The 23,551-nt window shown below is 71.5% G+C and carries 18 protein-coding genes and 1 riboswitch; of the genes, 12 read left to right on the top strand and 6 right to left on the bottom strand.

What is annotated here, in order from left to right; all coding sequences use genetic code 11:
* The first annotated feature begins 63 nt into the window (after positions 1-63).
* The 5 genes from C503_RS0122830 (at position 64) to C503_RS0122810 (ending at position 7,980) form a co-directional block, all read left to right on the top strand.
* Positions 64-684: a hypothetical protein gene (locus tag C503_RS0122830; RefSeq protein ID WP_018684549.1), complete on the top strand. Its 621-nt coding sequence runs from the start codon at positions 64-66 to the stop codon at positions 682-684.
* 55 nt (positions 685-739) lie between these two features.
* On the top strand, positions 740-2,164 hold the full coding sequence (locus C503_RS40445; protein ID WP_018684548.1) for an MFS transporter: 1,425 nt from the start codon (positions 740-742) through the stop codon (positions 2,162-2,164).
* A gap of 4 nt (positions 2,165-2,168) precedes the next feature.
* Positions 2,169-2,807 carry a ceramidase domain-containing protein gene (locus tag C503_RS0122820; RefSeq protein ID WP_018684547.1) on the top strand — a complete coding sequence of 213 codons (639 nt, stop codon included), beginning with the start codon at positions 2,169-2,171 and terminating at the stop codon, positions 2,805-2,807.
* A gap of 225 nt (positions 2,808-3,032) precedes the next feature.
* Positions 3,033-6,173, top strand: coding sequence for an isoleucine--tRNA ligase (gene ileS, locus C503_RS0122815; RefSeq protein ID WP_018684546.1), 3,141 nt, complete (start codon positions 3,033-3,035; stop codon positions 6,171-6,173).
* 154 nt (positions 6,174-6,327) lie between these two features.
* Entirely contained in the window at positions 6,328-7,980 is a 1,653-nt protein-coding gene (locus C503_RS0122810) for a penicillin-binding transpeptidase domain-containing protein (RefSeq protein WP_156893404.1), read from the top strand.
* 252 nt (positions 7,981-8,232) lie between these two features.
* Here the strand turns inward: C503_RS0122810 and C503_RS0122805 are convergent, their stop codons facing one another.
* Together C503_RS0122805 and C503_RS40440 are read right to left on the bottom strand one after the other, a co-directional pair.
* Entirely contained in the window at positions 8,233-8,466 is a 234-nt protein-coding gene (locus C503_RS0122805) for a hypothetical protein (RefSeq protein WP_018684544.1), read from the bottom strand.
* Positions 8,467-8,513: 47 nt separating this feature from the next.
* Entirely contained in the window at positions 8,514-10,316 is a 1,803-nt protein-coding gene (locus C503_RS40440; RefSeq protein ID WP_156893403.1) for a glycosyl transferase, read from the bottom strand.
* A gap of 474 nt (positions 10,317-10,790) precedes the next feature.
* Between C503_RS40440 and C503_RS0122795 the strand changes: the two genes are divergently transcribed.
* From C503_RS0122795 to C503_RS0122775, 5 genes are all read left to right on the top strand, one after another.
* Positions 10,791-11,072: a DUF167 domain-containing protein gene (locus C503_RS0122795; protein WP_018684542.1), complete on the top strand. Its 282-nt coding sequence runs from the start codon at positions 10,791-10,793 to the stop codon at positions 11,070-11,072.
* Positions 11,073-11,187: 115 nt separating this feature from the next.
* Entirely contained in the window at positions 11,188-12,669 is a 1,482-nt protein-coding gene (locus tag C503_RS0122790) for a potassium/proton antiporter (RefSeq protein WP_018684541.1), read from the top strand.
* Positions 12,670-12,725: 56 nt separating this feature from the next.
* Positions 12,726-12,840: riboswitch (SAM riboswitch) on the top strand.
* Positions 12,841-12,878: 38 nt separating this feature from the next.
* Positions 12,879-14,243, top strand: a complete 1,365-nt coding sequence (locus C503_RS0122785) for an aminotransferase class V-fold PLP-dependent enzyme (RefSeq protein ID WP_018684540.1) — start codon at positions 12,879-12,881, stop codon at positions 14,241-14,243.
* A 35-nt stretch (positions 14,244-14,278) separates the two neighbouring features.
* Positions 14,279-14,872 carry a signal peptidase II gene (lspA, locus tag C503_RS0122780; protein ID WP_018684539.1) on the top strand — a complete coding sequence of 198 codons (594 nt, stop codon included), beginning with the start codon at positions 14,279-14,281 and terminating at the stop codon, positions 14,870-14,872.
* 41 nt (positions 14,873-14,913) lie between these two features.
* Positions 14,914-15,798 (top strand): RluA family pseudouridine synthase, encoded by an 885-nt coding sequence (locus C503_RS0122775; protein ID WP_051114918.1) that lies wholly within the window; start codon positions 14,914-14,916, stop codon positions 15,796-15,798.
* A gap of 63 nt (positions 15,799-15,861) precedes the next feature.
* On the opposite strand, the gene C503_RS0122770 is transcribed toward C503_RS0122775, so the two are convergent.
* Complete coding sequence (locus C503_RS0122770) at positions 15,862-16,827, bottom strand: AsnC family protein (protein ID WP_026316592.1); 966 nt, start codon at positions 16,825-16,827, stop codon at positions 15,862-15,864.
* A 123-nt stretch (positions 16,828-16,950) separates the two neighbouring features.
* Positions 16,951-17,583 (bottom strand): nucleoside/nucleotide kinase family protein, encoded by a 633-nt coding sequence (locus C503_RS0122765; protein WP_018684536.1) that lies wholly within the window; start codon positions 17,581-17,583, stop codon positions 16,951-16,953.
* A gap of 128 nt (positions 17,584-17,711) precedes the next feature.
* Here C503_RS0122765 and dnaE point away from each other — a divergent pair, with 128 nt between their 5' ends.
* Together dnaE and C503_RS0122755 are read left to right on the top strand one after the other, a co-directional pair.
* The gene (dnaE, locus tag C503_RS0122760) at positions 17,712-21,251 is read left to right on the top strand and encodes a DNA polymerase III subunit alpha (RefSeq protein ID WP_026316591.1); all 3,540 of its coding nucleotides are present in this window, start codon (positions 17,712-17,714) and stop codon (positions 21,249-21,251) included.
* Positions 21,252-21,311: 60 nt separating this feature from the next.
* Positions 21,312-22,523 carry a cytochrome P450 family protein gene (locus C503_RS0122755; protein WP_018684534.1) on the top strand — a complete coding sequence of 404 codons (1,212 nt, stop codon included), beginning with the start codon at positions 21,312-21,314 and terminating at the stop codon, positions 22,521-22,523.
* Between the two features lie 24 nt (positions 22,524-22,547).
* Here C503_RS0122755 and C503_RS43500 read toward each other — a convergent pair whose 3' ends face one another.
* Together C503_RS43500 and C503_RS40430 are read right to left on the bottom strand one after the other, a co-directional pair.
* Positions 22,548-23,102 carry a DUF3558 family protein gene (locus C503_RS43500; protein ID WP_084477267.1) on the bottom strand — a complete coding sequence of 185 codons (555 nt, stop codon included), beginning with the start codon at positions 23,100-23,102 and terminating at the stop codon, positions 22,548-22,550.
* A gap of 11 nt (positions 23,103-23,113) precedes the next feature.
* On the bottom strand, positions 23,114-23,494 hold the full coding sequence (locus tag C503_RS40430) for a hypothetical protein (RefSeq protein WP_156893402.1): 381 nt from the start codon (positions 23,492-23,494) through the stop codon (positions 23,114-23,116).
* Between the last annotated feature and the right edge of the window lie 57 nt (positions 23,495-23,551).

Below are 23,551 nucleotides of genomic sequence, written 5' to 3'. Positions count from 1 at the left end.
CCGCGCCGGACGGGGGCCCCTCGGGGCCCGTCGTCGCGCGGCTGAGCCGTCACGGCCGGACACATGGTGTTATTCGTCGTCTTGCTGCTGGTGCTCGGCGCCTTCGGGCTGCTGGTCGCCGCGCTCACCACGGCCAACACGCTGTGGGCGTGGATCTCGGTCGCCATCTCGCTGGTGGCGGCCGGGATCCTGGTGGCCGACTGGCTGCGTGGCCGTAGGCGCCGCGCGGCCGAGGCGGACACCGCGGCAGGCCCCGGGCTCTCCGACGCGGCCGCGGCCTTCGGCGACGAGCCGTGGTCGCAGCCCGACCTGGAGCGCATCGATCCGGTCGAGCACGCGCCGGTCATGCCCAGCGAGGTCGAGCCCGCCGCACCCGCCGAGGAGGCGGGTGTGCCATCCGCCGTGGGCGACCCGGAGCGGGAGCCCGACGAGGAGGCCACCGACGCCGCCGACCTGCTGGTCGTGTCGGACCTGCGGGTGGATGTGCGGGTGCTGGACGAGCGGCCGCGCTACCACCTGACCCGGTGCGCCTGGCTGGCGGGCAGGCCCGCGATCACGCTGCCGGTCGCCGAGGCCCGTGAACTCGGGTTCACGCCGTGCGCGGTGTGCACCCCGGACTCGGTGCTGGCCGCCCGGCACCGGGAGGGCCGGGGCGCTCGGGATCAGCGCTCGGAGAACACGTGATGATCATCACCGTGATCGCCGGGCACGACGGGGAGCGGTTGGTCATCCTGGCTGGGTGACCCCTGACACGCCCGAGACCGGTGCCGCCGACCGCGGTGCCGAGCGCCCGCCCATCACCGCCGGTACCCAGATCACCGTCGGGTCCGTGCCGGACACTTCCGCGCCGTCCCGTGAGCGGGTCCGACTGGGGCGGGACTTCCGGTGGCTGTGGAGTTCCGCGGCGACCACCAACCTCTCCGACGGCGTGTTGCTCGCCGCGGGCCCGTTGCTCGTGGCCCACCTCACCGACAACGCGGCCGCCATCGCGGGCGCCGCGTTCGTCGAGCAGGTGCCGTGGCTGTTGTTCGGCCTGGTGAGTGGCGCGCTGGTGGATCGCTGGGACCGGCGCCGGGTGATGATCGTGGTCAACCTGCTGCGCGCGGTGCTGGTCGGCGCGCTCGGGCTGGCCGCCTGGACGGGGTCGCTGACCGTGGTCCTGGCCTACGCGCTGTTCTTCCTGCTCGGCACCACCGAGACGCTGGTGGACAACGCCGGTTCCGCGCTGGTGCCCGAGATCGTGCCCAAGGCCGCCCTGCCCGCGGCCAACTCGTGGCTGATGGGCGTCATGTTCGTGGGCAACCTGATGGTGGCCCCGCCGCTGGGCGCGGCGCTGTTCGGGGTCGCGGTCGCGCTGCCGTTCGGGGTGAACACCGCGCTGATGGTGGCGGGCGCGGTCCTGCTGTTCGGGATGCGGCACCGGTCCGTGCCCACGCCCAAGGCGGAGCGGTCCTCGATCCGGGCGGAGATCGTCGAGGGGATGCGCTGGGCGTGGTCGCACCGGCTGCTGCGGACCATGGCGGTGTCGCTGTGCCTGATGAACATCCTGCTGGCGGCCACCACCGCGGTCCTGGTCGTGTACTCGGCGCAGCGGCTGGGGCTCGACGACTTCGGGTTCGGCCTGCTGTTCGCCGCGTTGGCGGTGGGCGCCCTGCTCGGTTCGGTGGTCGCGCCCTGGCTGCGCGACCGGTTCGGTGACAGCCTGCTGATCCGGGTCGGCCTGGTGATCGAGACGGCCACGCACTTCTCGCTGGCGCTGACCACCAGTCCGTGGGTGGCGGGGGCGACCCTGTTGGTGTTCGGCGCGCACGGCGCGGTGCTCGGCGTGGTGCTGGTGTCCGCCCGGCAGCGCGCGGTGCCGGACCGGTTGCAGGGCCGGGTCGGCGGCTTCTACCAGCTGCTGATCCGCGGCGGCACCGCGGTGGGCTCGCTGATCGGCGGTTTCGTCGCGGAGGGTTTCGGGATCACCGTGCCGTACTGGGCGGCCGGGGTCGCGATGGCGGTGCTGGCCGCGGCGGTCTGGCGCGCGTTCGGGCCCGCCGCCTTCGCCGAGGCCCTGGCGATGGAGGCCGCGGCCGAGGAGGCTGTGCGGACCGGGGATGCCGGGGCAGACGAGACCGTGGCCGAGGGCGCCGAAGCGGCCGAGGCACCCACGAAGGGGTGACACCATGCCGGTCGACGGCTACTGCGAGCGCACCGGGCCGGAGTTCTGGTCCGAGCCGGTCAACGCGTGGACGAACCTGGCGTTCCTGGTCGCGGCCTGGTTCGCCTGGCGGGAGGTGCGCCGCCGGGGCGCGCCCGCCTGCGTGACCGCGCTGGTGCTCGTGCTGGTCGCGATCGGCCTGGGCAGCTTCACCTTCCACACCGTCGCCACCCGGTGGGCGGTCTGGTTCGACACCGTCCCGATCGCGGCGTTCATGCTCACCTACGTCGTCGTGTTCGCCAAGCTGTTCCTGGGCGCGCCGTGGCGGTGGGCGTGGCTGGGCATCCCGCTGTTCATCGGGTTCGCCGTGCTGGTGAACCTGGTGCTCGGTGGCGGCAGCTACCTGCCCGCGCTGCTCGCCATGGTGGTGCTCGCGGCGGTGCTGGTGGCGCGCGGGCAGCGGGTGGACGCGGTGTGGTTCCTCGGGATCGCCGTGCTGTTCGGGGTGTCGCTGGCCTTCCGCACGATCGACCAGTGGGACTGCCGGGATTTCCCGCTGGGCACGCACTTCGTGTGGCACCTGCTCAACTCGGTCGTGCTGTTCCTGCTCATCCGGGTGGCGGCGAGCCGGGCGGCGGGGAACCGGGTTGCCGACCGGGGCTAGACTGGATTGACAGGCACCGATCCGGCCATCACCGGGGAGCCTCCGGAAGAACGGGCGCGAGCCCCAGTAGACCCGGACGGGACCGGCCCGTGACAGCCGGACGAACGAGTGGTCGCCGGGGTCTCCCGGCGGCAAGCGGGGTGGTACCGCGGCACGCGAGGGCACGGAGGTCCGCGCGCGTCGTCCCCGTGTGGGTCCGACCGATCCGTACGAGGAGTACGACCCATGGGATACCCCAGGGCGTTTGCCGGCGAGCCGACCGTGCCCGCCCAGCCGCGCTTCCCCGAGCTGGAGACCGCCGTCCTGGACTACTGGGCGGCCGACCGCACTTTCCCGGCCTCGGTCGAGGCCCGGCCCGCGGGCGACAACGGCGCCAACGAGTTCGTCTTCTACGACGGCCCGCCGTTCGCCAACGGCCTGCCGCACTACGGCCACCTGCTCACCGGCTACGTCAAGGACCTGGTGCCGCGCTACCAGACCATGCGCGGCAGGCACGTGGAGCGCCGGTTCGGCTGGGACACGCACGGCCTGCCCGCCGAGGTGGAGGCGGAGAAGCAGCTCGGGTTCTCGTCCAAGAGCGACATCGAGACCTTCGGCATCGAGAAGTTCAACGACGCCTGCCGCACCTCGGTGCTGCGCTACACCGACCAGTGGCGCGCCTACGTGACCAGGCAGGCGCGCTGGGTGGACTTCGACAACGACTACAAGACCCTCGACATCGACTACATGGAGTCGGTGATGTGGGCCTTCAAGTCCTTGTACGACAAGGGTTTGGTGTACGAGGGCTTCCGGGTGCTCTGGTACTGCTGGCGGTGCGAGACGCCGCTGTCCAACACCGAGACCAAGATGGACGACACCTACCGGGACCGGCAGGACCCGGCGGTGACCGTCGCGTTGCGACTCGCCGCGCCGGGTACGGACCTCGACGGTGTGCGCGCTCTGGTGTGGACGACGACGCCGTGGACGCTGCCGTCCAACCTGGCCGCCGCGGTGCACCCGGACGTGGACTACGTGGTGGTCGAGTCGGGCGGTCAGCGCTACCTGCTGGCCGAGGCGCGGGTCGCCGCGTACGCGCGGGAGCTCGGCGAGGACGTGCCGGTTGTCGGGCGGTACAAGGGAGCCGACCTCGTCGGCACGAAGTACCTGCCGCCGTTCGACTTCTTCGCGGGCCGCGAGAACGCCCACCAGGTCCTGCCCGCGGACTACGTGACCACCGAGGACGGCACCGGTGTCGTGCACATCGCGCCCGCCTTCGGTGAGGAGGACAAGGTCGTCACGGACGCGGCCGGGATCGAGGTCGTCGTCCCGGTCGACTCGCACGGCCGGTTCACCGCGGAGGTGCCGCCGTACCAGGGCGAGCACGTCTTCGACGCCAACAAGCAGATCATCCGCGATCTCAAGGACGCCGGTCTGCTGCTGCGGCACGAGACCTACGACCATCCGTACCCGCACTGCTGGCGCTGCGACAACCCGCTGATCCAGCGCGCGCTGTCGTCGTGGTTCGTGGCGGTGACGGAGTTCAAGGACCGGATGGTCGAGCTGAACAAGCAGATCAACTGGGTGCCCACGCACATCAAGGACGGCCAGTTCGGCAAGTGGCTGGAGAACGCCCGCGACTGGAACATCTCCCGCAACCGGTTCTGGGGCTCGCCGATCCCGGTGTGGGTGTCGGACGACCCCGACCACCCGCGGGTGGACGTGTACGGCTCGCTGGACGAGTTGGCGCGTGACTTCGGCGCGCGGCCCGCCGACCTGCACCGCCCGGCGATCGACGAGCTGACCCGGCCCAACCCGGACGACCCGACCGGGAAGTCCACCATGCGCCGGGTGCCGGAGGTGCTGGACTGCTGGTTCGAGTCGGGCGCGATGTCGTTCGCCCAGGTGCACTACCCGTTCGAGAACCGCGAGTGGTTCGAGGACCACTACCCGGGCGACTTCATCGTCGAGTACAACGGCCAGACCCGCGGCTGGTTCTACACCATGCACGTGCTGGCGACGGCGTTGTTCGACCGGCCCGCGTTCACCAACTGCGTGGCGCACGGAATCGTGCTGGGCGACGACGGGCAGAAGATGTCCAAGTCGCGCAAGAACTACCCGGACGTCAACGAGGTGTTCGACCGGGACGGCTCGGACGCGATGCGCTGGTTCCTGATGGCCAGCCCGATCCTGCGCGGCGGCGACCTGGTGGTCACCGAGCGCGGGATCCGGGACGCGGTGCGCCAGGCCGTGCTGCCGCTGTGGAACTCGTACTACTTCCTCGCCCTCTACGCCAACGCCGAGGGCAAGGAAGGCACCTGGCGCACGGACTCGCCGCACGTGCTCGACCGGTACGCGCTGGCGAAGACCCGGCAGTTGGTGGAGTCGGTGACCGCGGCGCTGGACGTCTACGACATCTCCGGGGCGTGTCAGTCGGTGCGCGAGTACCTGGAGGTGCTGACCAACTGGTACGTGCGGCGTTCGCGCGACCGGTTCTGGTCCGGCGACACCGACGCGATCGACACCCTGCACACCGTGCTGGAGATCGTGTCCCGGTTGACCGCGCCGCTGCTGCCGCTCACCGCGGAGGTGGTGTGGCGGGGTCTGACCGGCGGCCGTTCGGTGCACCTGACCGACTGGCCCGCCGCGGACGACCTGCCCGCGGACGACGCGCTCGTGGCCGGTATGGACCGGGTGCGGCAGGTGTGTTCGGCGGCGTTGGCGCTGCGCAAGGCGAACAAGCTGCGGGTGCGGTTGCCGTTGGCGCGGCTGCTGGTGGCGGCCGCGGACGCGGCGGCGCTGGAGCCGTTCGCCGACCAGATCCGGGACGAGGTCAACGTCAAGGCGGTCGAGCTGACCACCGATGTGGCCGCGCACGGGCACTTCGAGCTGGTGGTCAACGCGCGCGCGTGCGGGCCGCGGCTGGGGCCGGATGTGCAGAAGGTGATCCGGTCGGTGAAGGCGGGCGAGTGGTCGACCACCGAGACCGGCGCGATCGTGGCGGCGGGCATCGAGCTGCTCGACGGCGAGTACGAGCGCAGGCTGGTGGCCACCGACCGGGGCGCCACCGGCGAGCTGCCGGGCAGCTCCGGGCTGGTCGTGCTGGACACCGAGGTCACCCCGGAGCTGGCGGCCGAGGGCGTGGTCCGGGACCTGGTGCGGCTGGTGCAGCAGGCGCGGCGGGACGCCGGGCTTGAGGTGTCGGACCGGATCGTGTTGACAGTCGATACGTCCGACGCGCCCGAGGTCGAGGCCGCCGTGCGGGAGTACGAGGCTTACTTGAGGGCCGAGACTCTTACGGACGCGGTGGAGTTCGCGGCAGTGCCGGACGGGGCCGCGGGCACCGTCGGCGACGGCTCGGCCGTGCGTGTGCGCGTCCGAAAGGCGTAGTGGCGTAACAGTGCGGTGACGCGGCCGCGGCTTTTCCCGATCGACCTGGTTGGGAAAAGCCGCGGCTGGCATCGTGTCCCCCGGCGAGCCATCATTTCTGGTGCGTCATCCCCACGCGCGCACGCGCGTGGGCTGGGGAAACTGGGGGTAAGGCGTGTCGAGCACGCGTAAACGGTGGATTCTCGCCATCGGCGGCGGAGCGGTTGTGATCATCGTCGCGTTGGCATTCTTCGTGTTGTTACCCGGGAAGGACACGCCTGCCGCGAAACCGGTGAGCGAGAACAAGCCGGATACCGTCGCGACGACCACGTCCGCGGCGCCGGTGGAGCACCCGGGCAAGGTCGCCGAGAAGTTCCTGGACTACTTCGCCGCGCAGCGGTTCGAGAACGCGGCCGCGCTCACCGACGACCCGAACGCGGCGCGGGCGCAGCTGTCCCAGGTCGTGCAGGACCTGCACCCGACCTCGATCAAGACCACCGCCACGGCGCTGCCGCCGGACACCGCTTCCGGGCAGGTCGACGTCCAGTTCGAGGTGGCGTGGTCGTTCGACACCCGGGTGTGGCAGTACGGCAGCGGGTTCGCCATGGCCAGGAGCGGCGACCGGTGGCTGGTGCACTGGGCGCCGACGCTCGTGCACCCGGACCTGGCGGCCGGTGATCGGTTGGCGTTCGTCGCGCCGCCGGACCGGGCGCCCGCCCTGGTCGACCGGGACGGCAAGCCGGTGCTCGGCTGGCAGGGCGCCACGGCCCAGCCGGTCGACCCGGCGTTCGCCCCGCTGCTGACCACGGCGCTGCGCTCGGCCGCGGGTGGCGGCGCGGGCAGCGGCGGCGGCGCGCGGATCGTGCGGCGCGACGCGGCGGGCAAGGAGCTGGAGAACCTGTTCGGCGAGACCGTCGTCGCCACGGACCCGGTCAAGACGACGCTGAGCGTGCGGTCGCAGTCGGCCGCGCAGGCCGCCGTGGACTCGGTGGACAAGCCCGCCTACCTGGTGGCCATCGACGCCCCCACCGGCGGCATCCTCGCGGTCGCGCAGAACTCGGCCGCGGGCGGCGCGCCCAAGGCGCTCAACGGGCTGTTCCCGCCCGGGTCCACGTTCAAGGTGGCCACCGCCACGGCGGCGATGGCCGCGGGCAAGGCGACCGCGAACACCCCGTTGAACTGCCCGGCCTCGGCGGTGATCAGCACCCGCGCGGTGCACAACGCGGGAAACTTCGACCTCGGCACGGTTCCGTTGCACAAGGCGTTCGCCGAGTCCTGCAACACCACGTTCGCCGCGCTGGCCGCCGGTCTGCCCGCCAACTCGCTGCCGGACGCGGCCGCCCAGTTCGGGCTCGCCGCCGACTTCGAGATCCCCGGCCTGAGCACGCAGACCGGCCACGTGCGGCCCGCGCAGAGCGGGCCGGAACAGGTGGAGAACAGCATCGGCCAGGGCACGGTGCAGGCCAGCCCGTTCGGTCTCGCGCTGATGGCGGCCACGGTCGACAAGGGCGCGCCGGTCACCCCGCAGCTGTTCCCGACCAAACCCACGGTGGTCAAGTCCGGTTATCGGGGGCCGTCGGCGGGTACGGTGTCCGCGTTGCGATCGATGATGCGCGAGGTGGTCACGGCGGGCACCGGCCGGGCGCTGGCAGGCTACGGGCCGGTCGCGGGCAAGACCGGCACGGCCCAGTTCGGGGACGGCAGCCAAGCCCACGGCTGGTTCGCGGGCTACCGTGGGGACGTCGCGTTCGCGATCTTGGTGGAGGACGGCGGGGCGTCCTCGGCCGCGGTCGCGGTGACCGGGAGGTTCCTGGCCGCCGCAGGCTGAGCGCGCGCGGCAGTGCCGCATAGAGGATCTTGTGCGCAGGACCTCCGGTGGTGGTCGGACCGGCCGCCACGGGTGATCAACCGGAGGACCGCGCCGGGGCCGGTCGACGACCGCCCCGGTGGGGAAGGCGTCCTTCGGGTGGCGCTGGACGGTGTCGACCGCGAACTCGGCGGCGGCACCGTCCGAGCGCCGCATCTCGTCCTGCCGGTGCGGTGCCCGAGTCCCGTCGTCGCCGTCGATCCGGCTGTCGGCTCAGTCGTCGCGGTGCGAGTGCGGGCGGCGGACCAGCCAGATCACCAGGGCCAGGATCACGACCGTGGTGGGCCAGAGCGTGGGGGAGGCCAGGCTGGTGCCGTCCGCCGCCACGGCCGAGACTGTGTCGTGACCCCGTCGGGCCGTGCCCCGGTCGGGCTGCGCGACCGCAGGGGTCGCGCTCAGCAGGGCGAGGGTGGCCACGGTCGCGCAGGTGCGGCCGAGGAAGCGCATTGTGGGGTCCTTTTCGGTGGCTGTCGGCTTCGGTCGGTGCGGGTCTGTCACGGCGTGGGGAGCAGGCCCGCGGGGGCGCCTGCCGGGTAGCGAACCAGTACGGCTCCTGCCGCCGTATGTACGGATTCCGGGCGGTAGACGCCGGGTTGGCTGGTGAAGAAGTGGGCCAGCTGCTCGGCGGGCTCGTCGGCGGCGGTGATGAGCATCTGGCGGCGGGGCTGGCCCGCGTCGTCCTCGCCGGGGACCGGGGGCAGGGCGGCGAGACGTACCGGGCGGGTGGCGGCGAGGGCGGACAGCATGGTCAGCACGCGGGGGTCGGCGCGGCCCGCGCGCAGGGCGGTGTCGGCGTCGGCCTGGGCAGAGACCCGGGGGTCGGCGGCGATCTCGCCGCCGAGCCGGGTGCGGGCCAGCTGTTCGTCGAGGCCGCCTGGTCCGTCGATGGCCGGGCGGTGGATCTCGACCCGGTCGCCGCCCGCGCCGAACACCGCGACGGTCTCGCCGCGCGGGGCGGCGTCCGCGAGGGCGGGGCGGTGGGGGAGGCTCGCGCGCAGGTTGGTGGTGAACAGGAGCCAGGAGCCGGTGGCGCAGGTGTCGTCGACGCAGTCGGCGGCGCGGATGGTGGTCCGGGCCGGTCGGCCGCCGCGGACCAGGTCCGCCCAGGTGACGCTGTCGGTCACGAGCTGTGCGTCGGGCAGGTTCTCGCGTAACCACCGGGTCGCGCCCAGCACCGGGGCGGGGTCGGGGTGGGCGGTCAGTACGGTGTGGAGGCCGTTCGCCCAGTTCGGTCCGGCCGTCAGGACCACCGCGACCGCCAGCCCGATCGCGGGCACGCGTAATGGGTGCCGCCCCAGGAATGTGGCGCGTGCGGTCCCGTGCCGCACCGCGCGTTCCACGGTCCCCGCGATCACCAACGCCGCGGGTGCCACCGCGATGGTGAGCGCGGACGTCCCCGGTCCACCCGGGATCGCGGCGACCGCCGCCAGCCCGAGCACGCCCGCGGCGAGGGGCCGCAGCCGGTAGGAGTGCAACGCGGCTATCGCGGCGACCACGGCGGCGGTCGCGAACACCGGGTCCTCGGCAGGCCAGGTCAGCGCGGACGGGCCCTCCGCGGCCATCCGCAGCCCGGCCAGTGCCGCGGACGCCCCGAGGCCGATACCGGTGCCCAGGCCGAACAGGCAGGCGAGCATCAGCGACAGCCTGCGCCGCTGCCGCCGCCACACCAGCCACGCGGCCGTGCCGACCGGGATGATCGCCACCGGCGCGGTGATCACCGCGATCACCAGGAACGCGGTCGCCCACAGGTCCGGCGCCAGCCTGCGGTGCCTGCGCGGTGTCCACAGCAGAGCGAGGCCGAGCAGCAGCCACGGCACCGCCACGTTCTCCGCCCGCACGCCCGACTGGAGCCCCACCGCCATCGGCGCCACCGCCGCGATCACCACCGCCACCGCCGCGGTGACCCGGCTCAGCCCGATCCGCAGCGCCAGCACCCACAGCAGCACCGCGGTGAGCGCGGCGGCGATCACCATCGCCTCGCGCGCGGCGGCGAGCGCGGACACGTGCCGGGCGAACGCGTCGGTGGCCGCGGTGTAGCCGCCGATCTGGAGCCAGGCCAGCGGCGCGGAGGTGGTGTCCAGCAGGGTGGTCAACGTGTCCACGGCGAAGATCTGCGACACGCCCCGGCCCTCGCCGGGCTGCGCGGGCGCGTCCAGCGCGCCGAGCCGCAGCACGGCGGTGACGGCGGCGAGCGCGGCCAGCGCGAAGGCCGCCAGGATGTCCCGGTCGAGCGCGCGGGCGTCGATCACCCGGCGCCAGGCGGACCGGTCGAGGGGTAAGTGATCAGGGGTTTCCACGCGGCAACGGTGTGCGGTCATGTGGCTGCCCGGCGCCCTGGTCGGGCGGGGCAGACACCTCCTTCGCTGGGGGTGGTCCGGCGGGCGCGGGTGGTGATCGGTCCATGGTAGACCGGTGATCGTGCAATTGCGTAGCGCAACTTTCCGTGGCGAACGGACGGGTGCTTACGGGTGATGCAGTAGCGTTCCTTGCGCCGTTCGGGTGTAGCAGCGGGTCTGATCGGGTAGAGCCGATTGCTCCGCCGGGGTGGCGGCCCGGTCGGCCGATCGGCCCGCGACCACGCGACCGGGCGTGGTTCTCCCGGACCTTCGTTCCGGGCCGGACGCCTGGTTCCGGCGTCCGGTCGCCCGTGTCGGGTGCGCGTGGTCGGGCGCCCGTTTGCGACGGGCGGTCGCGGATCCCGGACCCGGCCGCCGTCCGGGCATAGGGTGGTCCCTGGCGGACCTGATCTGTCTACAAAGGACGGCGGTGCGATGGGCTTCCGGTTCGGGGTGCGGGTCAGACCCGGTGCCCGCCGCGCGGCCGTCGGCGGGCGGTGGTCCGACGGCGCGCTCGTGGTCGCGGTGGCCGCCCCTGCGGTGGAAGGCAAGGCGAACGAGGCTGTGCGGCGGGCACTGGCGGCGGCGTTCGGGGTGCGCGGGCGGGACGTGGTGATCGTGACCGGCGAGCGCGGCCGGGACAAGGTCGTCGAGCTGGCGCCCGCTCCGCCGAACGCGGCGGACACACTGGACCGGCTGCTCGACGCGGGTTCGTGATACCAGCCTCATCTTCCGCGCCGACGACCCGCCGGTCGCGGGGCGGCGAGGTCGGCAAGGGACAATGTTCGCGATCCGGGCGCGCGGGCCGGGATCGCGAGGGCCGGGAGGTGGCGTGCACGAACTGACCATCGCGCTGGGAATCGGGGCCGCGGTGCTGTTGGCCGCCGTTCTCGCGGTACGCGTGTCGGTTCGGCTCGGGCTGCCGTCGCTGCTGCTGTACCTGGGGATCGGGCTGCTCATCGGCGAGGCGGGGCTGGGCATCCAGTTCGCCGACGCCGAGCTGACCCAGTCGCTCGGCCTGGCCGCGCTGGTGCTCATCCTCACCGAGGGCGGGCTGACCACGCGCTGGAGCGAGGTCAAGCCCGCGCTGCTGCCCGGGATCGTACTGTCCACTGTGGCCGTTGTGATCACCATCGGGGTGACCGGCGCGGCCCTGCACTGGACGCTGGGCTTCGATTGGCGGTACGCGCTGCTGTGGGGCGCGGTGCTCGCCTCCACCGACGCCGCCGCCGTGTTCAGCGTGCTGCGCAGCCTGTCGGTGAGCAGGCGGCTGGTCGGCTCGCTGGAGCTGGAGAGCGGCCTCAACGACGCGCCCAGCTACATCGCGGTCGTGGTGCTGGCCTCCGGCGACGAGATCCACTGGACGCTCCCACTGACCGCCGCCTACGAGCTCGTCGCGGGCGCGGCGATCGGCTTGGTACTGGGTTGGTTGGGCACACACGCGTTGCGGCGTGCGGCACTTCCGTCCACCGGTCTCTACCCGCTGGCGACAGTCGCCGTGTGTGTGCTCGCGTTCGCGTGCGGGCAAGGCGTGCACGCCTCCGGACTCCTGGCCACCTACCTGGCCGCGCTCGTACTGGGCAACTCCCGGCTGCCGCACCGGGCCGACACCGTCTCGTTCGCCGAGGGGCTCGGCTGGCTCGCCCAGATCGGCCTGTTCGTCCTCTTGGGACTGTTCGCCTCGCCGTCCCGGCTGCTCGACGCGCTGGTGCCCGGCCTGGTCGCGGGTGCCGTGCTCACCCTGGTCGCCCGGCCGCTGTCGGTCGTGCTGTCCGTGCTGCCGTTTCGCATACCGTGGCGGGAACAGGTCTTCCTGTCCTGGGCGGGATTGCGCGGCGCCGTGCCCATCGTGCTGGCGATGATCCCGCTGTCCGAGGGCGTGCCCGGCGCGCAGCGGCTGGTGGACGCGGTGTTCGTGCTGGTGATCGTGCTGACCCTGGTGCAGGGCGCCACCCTGGGTGCGCTGGCCAGGGTGCTCGGCCTGAGCAGCGGCGTGCAGGCCAAGGAGGTCGAGGTGGACGCGGCCACGCTGGACGAGCTGGACGCCGAGCTGCTCCAGATCAGCATTCCCAAGGGTTCCAAGCTGCACGGCGTCTACCTGTCCGAGCTGCGGCTGCCGCCGGGCGCCACGGTCAGCCTGGTCGCGCGGGCGGGCGGCGGGTTCACCCCGGTGGCCACCACCCGGCTGCAGGAGGGCGACCAGGTGCTGATCGTGGCCACCCAGCAGGCCAGGGCGGCGACCGAGACCCGGATCCGCGCGGTCGACCGGGCGGGCCGCTATGCGCGCTGGAAGGGAGAGAGCGGCGAGGGGTGACCCCCGTCTCAACTCGCTCGCCTTTCCCGGCGGGCGTCCGCTAAAGTCTTCGCCAAGGTATTGAGTGCCAGCGCTAAACCCCGGTTTGCTGGCCGGCAACCCTCCTCCGCGGTGGGGTGCCCCGGGTGAAGACCTGGTCCACCGCGCCGCGCGGTCGGACAAGCGCGGACCCCTCTTCCCTTCGGGTCCCCTCGACCTGGAGATCAGCCATGACGCTCGCCGTACCCCTCGCCCGTACCGAGTGCGCCCCGTTGCCGGACCCGGTCGTGCCGACCGTCGCGGGTGCCCGTCTCACCGTGCCGCTGGTCGACGGGACCAGGATCGGGTACGCCAACCTCGACCACGCCGCCAGCGCCCCGTGCCTGGACACCGTGCGCGACGCCGTGGACGAGCTGCTGCCCTGGTACGCCAGCGTGCACCGGGGCGCGGGGTTCGCCTCGCAGGTCAGCACCAAGGTCTACGAGCGCGCCCGCCGCGTGCTGCGCAAGTTCGTCGGGGCCCGCGCGACCGACGCGGTCGTGTTCACCCGCAACACCACCGACTCGCTGAACCTGCTGGCCCGCGCGCTGCCCAAGGGCACCTCGGTGGTGCTGTTCGACACCGAGCACCACGCGGCGCTGCTGCCCTGGCGCGGCCCGCGCGTCCACCGGATCGAGACGCCCGCGAGCGCCGGTGACGCCGTGCTCGCGTTGGCGGAGGCGTTGCGCGAGTGCCCGGTCGGGCCCCGGCTGGTCGTGCTCACCGCCGCGTCCAACGTGACCGGCGAGGTGTGGCCGGTCGCCGCGCTCACCGAGGTGGCGCGCAGGCACGGCGCCCGGGTCGCGCTGGACGCGGCCCAGCTGGCCCCGCACCGCCCGATCGACATCGGCGCCCTCGGTGTGGACTTCGTCGCGCTGTCCGGGCACAAGCTCTACGCCCCGTTCGGCTCGGGCGCGCTGATCGGCCGCGCCGACTGGCTGCAGGCCGCCGAGCCGTACCTGGTCGGCGGCGGCGCCACCGCGCAGGTCGTGGACTGGGGCGACCGGCTGGGCGTGTCCTGGTCGAAGGTGCCCGAGCGGCACGAGGCGGGCTCGCCCAACGTGGTCGGCGCGCACGCGCTCGCGGTCGCCTGCGAGACGCTGTCCGCCCGGTGGGAGTCCGTGGTCGCGCACGAGCGCGCGCTGCTGCGACGCCTGCGGGCCGGGCTGGCGAGCGTGCCGGGGCTGCGCGCGTTGAGCCTGTTCGGCGCGGACCACGACCGGGTCGGCGTCGTCGGCTTCACCATCGACGGCCTCGACTCGGCACTGGTGGCCGCCGTGCTGTCGGCCGAACACGGCATCGGCGTCCGCGACGGCGCGTTCTGCGCGCACATCGCCACCCGCCGCCTGCTGGGCCGGGCAGGCGCGCACGAGCAGCGCGCGGTCCGGGTGAGCATCGGGCTGGGCACCCACGCCGAACACGTCGACCGCCTGGTGTCCGCGCTGCGCACCCTGGTCGCCGACGGCCCGGCCGTGGCCTACCACCTCGTGGACGGCCGCTGGGCACCCGTGGCCGACCCGCGCCCGCTGCCCGCCTTCCTGTCCGAGGTGCCCTGATCCGGCGTGGTCAGCGGCCCGTGGACAATGGGCCGGTGAACACCGAGCGTGGCGACGACAGCGTCGAACAGGAGACGGCCTCGGCCGACCAGGTGACCGAGCAACCCCAGGCGCCCCGCCAGGCGGTGCTGATGATCCTGGCGGCCGTGCTGGTGTACATCCTGGACCTGGTCACCAAGGTGATCATCGTGTCCACGATGGCGGGCCACGAGCCGATCAAGCTGCTGGGCGGCCTGTTCTACCTGCAGCTGATCCGCAACTCCGGTGCCGCCTACTCGATGGGCTCCGGCATGACCTGGGTGTTCACCATCATCGCGGCGGCCGTGGTGGTCGCCATGGTGTGGATCCTGCCCCGGCTCCGGTCGGTCGGCTGGGCCATCGGCCTGGGCTTCGTGCTGGCGGGCGCGCTGGGCAACCTCACCGACCGGGTGTTCCGCGCGCCCGGCGGCTTCCAGGGCCACGTGGTCGACTTCATCTCGGCGTTCGCCCCGAACGCGGAGAAGTTCCCGGTCTTCAACTTCGCCGACGCGGGCATCACCATCGGCGCGGTCTTCATCATCGTCACGGCGCTGCTCGGCCGTGACTACAACGGCACCAGCACCCGCAAGGCCAAGAAGGTGGCCGAGTGAGCGAGTCCCGCACCCTCCCGGTCCCCGACGGCCTCGACGGCATGCGCGTCGACGCCGGTCTGTCGAAACTGCTCGGCCTGTCCCGCACGGTCGTCGCGGCCCTCACCGAGGCCGGTGACGTGCTGCTGGACGGGAAGCCCGCCGGGAAGTCGGACCGGCTGCTGGCCGGGGCCTGGCTGGAGGTGACCCTGCCCGAGCCGGACCGGCCCGTCGAGGTGCTGGCCATCCCGGTCGAGGGGATGGTCGTGCTCTTCGAGGACGACGACGTGGTGGTGGTCGACAAGCCGGTGGGTGTGGCCGCGCATCCGAGTCCTGGGTGGTCCGGGCCGACGGTGATCGGGGGCCTGGCGGCGGCCGGGGTGCGGGTGTCCACCTCCGGGGCCGCCGAGCGGCAGGGGGTGGTGCACCGGTTGGACGTGGGGACCACCGGGGTGATGGTGGTGGCCAAGAGCGAGCATGCTTATACGGTCTTGAAGAGGGCGTTCAAGGAACGCACGGTGGAGAAGCGGTACCACGCGTTGGTTCAGGGGCATCCTGATCCGAGCGAGGGGACCATCGACGCGCCTATCGACCGGCATCCTCGGCATGATTACCGGTGGGCTGTGGTCGCCGGGGGCAAGCCCAGTATCACGCACTATTCGACCATCGAGGCGTTCCGGGCCGCCTCATTGTTGGATGTGAAGCTGGAGACCGGGCGGACGCATCAGATCCGGGTGCATTTTTCCGCGTTGCGGCATCCGTGTGTGGGGGATCTGACCTATGGGGCGGATCCGGCGCTGGCCAAGCGGCTCGGGATGAGTCGGCAGTGGCTGCATGCCCGGTCGTTGGGGTTCGAGCATCCGGCGGATGGGCGGTGGGTGGAGTTCGTCAGCGAGTATCCGGGGGATCTCGCTGCCGCTTTGCGGGTGCTGGAAGAGGACTACTGATTCATTCGCTCTGTGCGCGAGCCGCCCACGAACATCGCGCACAGAGCGAGAGGAAACTTTCAGCTACTCCACAGTCCAGGTGAGAGCCAGCGACTCCTCATCCGGCCGAGGGCTCCACCGAACCGACGTGACATCCAACTGCTCCGGCACCACATACACGGTGTGCCCGCCTGCGGTCTCCCCAGGCTGTACCCCGATCCGATGCGGCGGCCGCGAGGACAACGACACCGGCGCCTTCGACACCGTTTCCCCGCCGGGCGTCAGCAGCACCAGATACAGATCCGGCAAAGTGGAGAACGGGATCGCCCCGCGATTGGTCAGTTCCGTGTGCACCACGATCGACCGCTCCCCAGGCTGCAACCGGTACCCGGCGGCCGTGAACAGGTAATCGGCCGGGTCCACGACCTCCACCAACTGGATGGCGAGCCGCTCACCCTCCAGCCCGGACGTCTCCAGCGTCGTCCCGACCTTCCCCTGCCGGGTCTGGTTGGCACGAACAGCGGGCTGGGTCCGGTCCATCGACCCGGCGGCAGGCGGCTGCTGGTCACCACGAGCCCACGACGACGACTGCGGTGGTCCCCACGTGCTCACCGGCTCCGGCACGGCGGGAAACGGCGTGCTGGCAGGACCGGGCGCGGCCGGGAACGGCGTGCTCGGCGGCCCGGTCCGGATCGGCCCGCTGTGCTGCGGGAACTGCGGCGGCATCGGCTGCTGCACCGGCTGCATCGGCGCCATCTGCTGCTGGTAGGCCATCGGCTGCGGTTGGGCGACCGGGAACTGCGGCGGATAGCCCGGCGGGTAGTAGGGCGCCTGGGGCGCGTTCATCCGCGCCAGCACGCCGCGCAGGCCGTTGGGGTCGCATTCGACGCCGACGAGCAGCGGGAGGCCGGAGCCGGAGAGCGAAACCAGGCGCGCGGCCACCTCGCGGGGGTCCATGCCCAACCGCGCGGCCACCTCGTGCACCGCCGCCCTGCCCATCTCGGCCACTACGCCGAGCAGGCGGGCATCCACCGGATCCGTCACGACCACGGACGCTACCCGGTCGCCTCGCGCGCCGCGTCGGAAGCCGCGCGTCGACACGTGATCTTGGCCGTCGGTGATCATCCGCTCACCTTGGGGCGTCGACACCCCGGCCGGGGACGCGAAACGGGTTCACTTCGGACCGGTCAGCACGGCCGGGTGGCGTGGGTCGTCCACCCGCGCGCCCAGGTCGGCCGCGCGCAGCGGGTCCACCTCCGTCTCGTACCGGGCGAACGCGGCCAGGGCCCAGTGCTCCTCCTCCGGCAGCCGCCGCGCCAGAGCCCCCGTCGACATCGAGAGATGGGCCGACAGCTCGTGCGGCAGACCCCGGCCGAGCAGCAGTTCGCCGTCCAGCAGCAGCACCCCGCCCGCGCCCAGCTCCACGTAGTCCGCGCGGGTCGCCCGGTCGGTGGTCGCGTTCCAGAGCGCGGGCAGGACCTTCCCCGTGCCGTCGACACCCAGCGGCCCGAGCACCTCGCGCCGTAACGCGCCCTCGTCGAGCCACAGGTCGTATCGCGCGTCCGCGTCCTGTTTGCCCCGTTCGAACCGCAGCGACGCGGGACGCAGGAAGTCGCCTGCCGAGACCCGCAGCACCGGTCGGCCCAGGACGCGCAGCTCGGCGGCGACCGCGTCGGCCAGCGCGCCGGGCGCGGTCGGGGGCGCGCCGTCGACCAGGACGCGGGTCCACGGGGTGCCGCCCCGCGCGTCGACGAGCGCGCTCAGTTCGCGGACCAACACCTCGGGTGACACCGGTCGGAAACGCATGGCTCCCACTCTGTCGACGACGGGGTTATAATCTCGCGGTTTCGCGGATTTCCCTGTCATACCAACGGGTTCGGCGCGTCGCGCACCCAAGGCCGGGGACCGTCGGTGCGGGTCGCTAGGGTGTCGACGTGGCTGACTCCTTCGCTCATCTTCACGTGCACACCGAGTACTCGATGCTCGACGGGGCGGCCAAGCTCAAGGACATGTTCGCCGAGTGCGAGCGGCTCGGCATGACCTCGGTGGCGATCACCGACCACGGCCACACGAACGGCATCTACGACTTCTTCCGGCAGGCGACGGCCGCGGGCATCAAGCCGGTGCTGGGCATCGAGGCCTACGTGGCGCCCTCGTCCCGGTTCAGCAAGGAGCGGGTCCGCTGGGGCGACCCGAGCCAGAAGGGCGACGACGTCTCCGCGTCCGGCGCCTACCTGCACCAGACGATCTGGGCCCGCAACGAGACCGGCCTGCGCAACCTGATGAAGCTGTCCAGCCTGGCCTCGATGGAGGGCCAGCTGGGCAAGTGGCCGCGGATGGACCAGGAGCTGATCGCCGAGCACGCCGACGGCCTGATGGCCACCACCGGCTGCCCGTCCGGCGACGTGCAGACCCGGCTGCGGCTGGGCCACGAGCGGGAGGCGCTGGAGGCCGCGGCCACCTGGCAGGAGATCTACGGCAAGGACTACTTCTTCGTCGAGCTGATGGACCACGGCATCGAGATCGAGAGCCGGGTGCGCGGCGGGCTGGTCGACGTCGCCCGCAAGCTGGAGATCCCGTTCGTGGTCACCAACGACTCGCACTACACCTACAAGTCGGACAGCGACTCGCACGACGCGCTGCTGTGCGTGCAGACCGGCAAGACGCTGCAGGACCCGACCCGGTTCAAGTTCGACGGCAACGGCTACTACCTGAAGTCCCCGGACGAGATGCGCGCGGTCGACGCGTCCGACCCGTGGCAGGAGGGTTGCCGCAACACGCTGCTGATCGCCGAGAAGGTGGACACGGCGGGGATGTTCGAGTTCCGCAACCTGATGCCGCGGTTCCCGATCCCGGACGGCAAGACCGAGGACGAGTACTTCCGCGAGCAGGTGTGGGCGGGCATGCGCCGCCGGTTCCCGGACGGCATCGACGAGGTGCACACCAAGCAGGTCGAGTTCGAGATCGGCGTCATCCTGCAGATGGGCTTCCCGGCCTACTTCCTGGTGGTGGCCGACCTGATCGGCTGGGCCAAGAGCAACGGCATCCGGGTCGGCCCCGGCCGCGGCTCGGCCGCGGGCGCGCTGATCGCGTACGCGATGGGCATCACCGACCTCGACCCGCTGGCGCACGGGCTGATCTTCGAGCGGTTCCTCAACCCGGACCGGGTCAGCCCGCCCGATATCGACATCGACTTCGACGAGCGCCGCCGCGGCGACGTCATCCGCTACACCACCGAGAAGTGGGGCGCGGACAAGGTCGCCCAGGTGATCACGTTCGGCACGATCAAGGCAAAGGCGGCGATCAAGGACTCGGCCAGGGTGCTCTACGGGCAGCCCGGCTACGCCATCGCGGACAAGATCTCCAAGGCCTACCCGCCCGCGGTGATGGCCAAGGACATCCCGCTCAACGGCCTGTTCGACCCGCAGCACAAGCGCTACGCCGAGGCCACCGAGATCCGCGAGCTGTACAACAGCGACCCGCAGGTCAAGGAGATCATCGACACCGGCCGCGGCCTGGAGGGCCTGATCCGCAACGCCGGTGTGCACGCCTGCGCGGTGATCCTCTCGGCCGAACCGCTGATGGACACCATCCCGCTGTGGAAGCGGCCGCAGGACGGCTCGATCATCACCCAGTTCGACTACCCGACGTGCGAGTCGCTGGGCCTGCTGAAGATGGACTTCCTCGGCCTGCGCAACCTGACGGTCATCGACGACACGCTGCGCAACATCGAGCGCAACGGCAAGCCGGTGCCCGACCTGGAGACCCTGGGCCTGGAGGACAAGGCCACCTACGAGCTGCTCTCCCGCGGCGACACCCTGGGCGTGTTCCAGCTCGACGGCGGGCCCATGCGCGACCTGCTGCGGCTGATGCGCCCGGACAACTTCGAGGACATCTCCGCGGTCGGCGCGCTGTACCGGCCGGGCCCGATGGGCGCCAAGTCGCACACGAACTACGCGCTGCGCAAGAACAAGCAGCAGGAGATCACGCCGATCCACCCGGCGCTGGCCGAGGCGCTGGAGGACATCCTCGGCACCACCTACGGCCTGATCGTCTACCAGGAACAGGTCATGGCGATCGCGCAGAAGCTGGCGGGCTACACGCTCGGCCAAGCGGACCTGCTGCGCCGGGCGATGGGCAAGAAGAAGAAGGAAGTCCTGGACGCGGAGTACGTGAACTTCGCGGCGGGCATGGAGAAGAACGGCTACCCGAAGGACGCGGTCAAGACGCTCTGGGACATCCTGGTCCCGTTCGCCGACTACGCGTTCAACAAGGCCCACTCGGCCGCGTACGGGCTGGTGTCGTACTGGACCGCTTACCTGAAGGCCAACTTCCCCGCCGAGTACATGGCGGGCCTGCTCACCAGCGTCCGCGACGACAAGGACAAGGCCGCGGTCTACCTCGCCGAGTGCCGCAAGATGGGCATCACGGTGCTGCCGCCGGACGTCAACGAGTCGGAGCGGGACTTCGCGCCGGTCGGCAGTGACATCCGGTTCGGCCTGGGCGCGATCCGCAACGTGGGCGCCAACGTGGTCGACTCGATCATCAAGTCGCGCACCGAGAAGGGCGAGTTCGCCGACTTCTCCGACTTCCTGCGCAAGGTCGACGCGTCGGCGTGCAACAAGAAGGTCGTGGAGTCGCTGATCAAGGCGGGCGCGTTCGACTCGCTCAAGCACCCGCGCAAGGGCCTGTTCCTGATCCACACCGACGCCATCGACGCCATCATGGAGACCAAGAAGGCGGAGGCGGTCGGCCAGTTCGACCTGTTCGGCGCGGCGGGCGGCGCGAGCGAGGACGACAGCGTCAGCAGCGTCTTTGACGTACGCGTGCCCGACGACGTGTGGGAGACCAAGCACCAGCTGGCGCTGGAGCGGGAGATGCTGGGCCTCTACGTCTCCGGCCACCCGCTCAACGGCGTCGAGCACGTGCTCACCGCGCAGTCCGACACCGCCATCGCCACCATCCTGGAAGGCGCCATCTCCGACGGCGCGCAGGTCACCCTGGGCGGCATCCTTGCCTCGGTCAACCGGCGGGTGAACCGCAACGGCGAGTCCTGGGCGTCCGCGCAGCTGGAGGATCTCGCCGGTGGCATCGAGGTGCTGTTCTTCCCGAAGACCTACGCGGTGGTCGGCATGGGCGTGATCGAGGACGCGATCGTGCTGGTGAAGGCGCGGGTGGCCAAGCGTGAGGACCGCATCTCGCTGATCGCCAACGACCTCGCGGTGCCCGACCTGTCCAACGCGGCGGGCGCGCCGTTCCGGCTGAGCATGGCCGCGACCAAGTGCACGCCGCCGCTGGTGGCGCAGCTCAAGGACGTGCTTGGCGCGTACCCGGGCACCACCGAGGTACACCTGAAGCTGATCAACGGCCCGCGCCAGACACTGCTGCGGCTGGACGACGCGCTGCGCGTCACGCCGTCCCCGTCGCTGATGGGGGACCTGAAGGCACTGCTGGGTCCCGGCTGCCTGTCCTGACGCTCCGCGACCCCCCGATCACTAGTGTACGGTGTTAACTAGTGATCGGGAGGGGGAGCGATGTCGGTGTGGCAGGACCAGCTCAGGTTGGGCCCGGAGTTCTTCCAGGACCCGCACGGGCTGTACGCGGAGTCCCGCGAGCACGCGCCGGTGCGGCCGGTCGTGATGCCGCAGGGCCTGCGCGGCTGGCTGGTCACCGGGTACGACGAGGCGCGGACCGCGCTCACCGACCCGACCGTGAGCAAGGACTTCGAGGGCTCCCGGGACCTGGTCCAGCGACACCGCGAGCCGGACCGCCCGCAGATGGACTTCGGCGCGGAACTGGCCGCGCACATGCTCAACTCGGATCCGCCCGACCACACCCGGCTGCGCAAGATGGTCAACCGGGCGTTCACCGTGCGCGGCATCGGCCACCTGCGACCGCGCGTCGAGGAGATCACCGAGGGCCTGCTGGACGCGATGGCCGGGTCGACCGAGGTCGACCTGCTCTCGGCCCTGGCGTTCCCGCTGCCGATCACGGTCATCTGCGAGCTGCTCGGCGTCCCGCTGGACGACCGCGACGCCTTCCGCGAGTGGACCGGCACGGTCATCTCCACCGAACCACCGGCGGTCATCCAGGTCGCGGCCGCGGCCCTGGTCGACTACATGGGCCGCCTGGTCGCGATGAAGCGCGAGAACCCGGGTGAGGACCTGCTCACCGCGCTGCTGCAGACCGCAGAGGACGGCGACCGGCTCACCGAGGTCGAGCTGCTGTCCATGGTGTTCCTGCTGCTGATCGCGGGCCACGAGACGACGGTCAACCTGATCGGCAACGCCGTACTCGCCCTGCTACGCAACCCCGACCAGCTGGCCGCCCTGCGCGCCGACCCCACGCTGCTGCCCGGCGCGGTCGAGGAGTTCCTCCGCTTCGAGAGCCCGGTCGGCCTGGCCACCCTCCGCTACACCACGGCCCCGCTACGGCTGGGCGCGGTGGAGGTCCCGGCGGGCGAGTTCCTGGTCGTGTCGCTGGGCGCCGCCAACCGCGACGAAGCCCAGTTCCCGGCGGCGGACCGGCTCGACATCACCCGCCGCCAGGGCGGCCACCTGGCCTTCGGCCACGGCATCCACTACTGCGTCGGTGCCCCCTTGGCCCGCATGGAAGGCGAGATCGCCCTGGGCGCCTTACTGCGTCGCTTCCCGGCTTTGTCACTGGCGGTCGACCCGTCGGAGCTGCGCTGGCGGGAAAGCACGATCGTCCGCGGCCTGCATTCCCTACCGGTGCGGTTGGTCTGACCCGACTTTGTCCACAATGGATGCTCAATGGGGTAGCTGCGGTGCCAAGGCCGCGGCGGTGTTCTCGGCCAGCTCGCAAGCCTTGGTCTGGTCGGCGCCCGCCACGATGAGGACGGCCGCCCGGGTGGAGGCGGTGACGGCGAGGCTTACCGAGCAGGCCTTGGTGCCGTCGCCGATGGTCTGCACGGCCTTGTGCCCGCCGATGTCGGGGAGCGCCTTGTTGTTCAGGTCGGATGGCAGGTCGTCGATCCCGGCGTGGTCGTAGAGGGTGATCCGGAAGCTGGTGGTGTACTCCGGACCGCGCACCTTCCACAGGCATGACCGACCCGACCCGAGATCGTCCGGTTGTCCGGCCCCGGAGACGCCGAGCTGGGACTTGCCTGCGTCCGTGAGCATGTCGCACGGGTCGAGCTTCGCCAATGGACCACCTGCGGTCGAACTGCTCGTCCTAGTGGGTCCGGTGGTCGTGGTGTCCGGGACGGATCGGGGAGTGGTGGCGGTGCCACCGGTCGTCGAGGAGCATGCCGCCAGACATCCGGCTGCCGCCACCGCGATCGTCAGGCCTAGCTTGGTGCGCATTGCAGGTGATCCTATTCCCCGAGAGTGGACGCAGCGCGGGCATCAGTCTCCCGATAGTTTGCCATGGCAGTCTTGATTGCCTCCTCGGCCTGCGTCAACGAGTCGCGCAACGCCAGCACTTGCGTGACGAAGCCTCGGTCATCGGTGGCGACCGCAACCATGAATGGCTTCATGACCTTGGCATTGTTGGTGGAGCCCAGCTTCGGTTCCCGGGAAAGCACGGAGAAAGCGTCCTGCTCCGAGTCGATCCAGTCGAGAAAGTTGCGGATTGCCTTCAGCATGGCCTGGCCGCCTGACTCGTTGACGGCGAAGCCGCCCGCACGGGCGGTGGACAGGAGGTCCGCCACGCCCGTGCCGATGGCGCCGCCGACCGAGCCCTCGTCGATGTACACCGTGTTGCCCTCCCCGCATCGGAGCATTGTCCGACACCGTACCGATGGTGGCCGTAC

This window comes from Actinokineospora enzanensis DSM 44649, assembly GCF_000374445.1.
Lineage (GTDB): Bacteria > Actinomycetota > Actinomycetes > Mycobacteriales > Pseudonocardiaceae > Actinokineospora > Actinokineospora enzanensis.
Note: the sequence above shows the minus strand (reverse complement) of the source record. Positions and strands in the feature narration are given on the sequence as shown.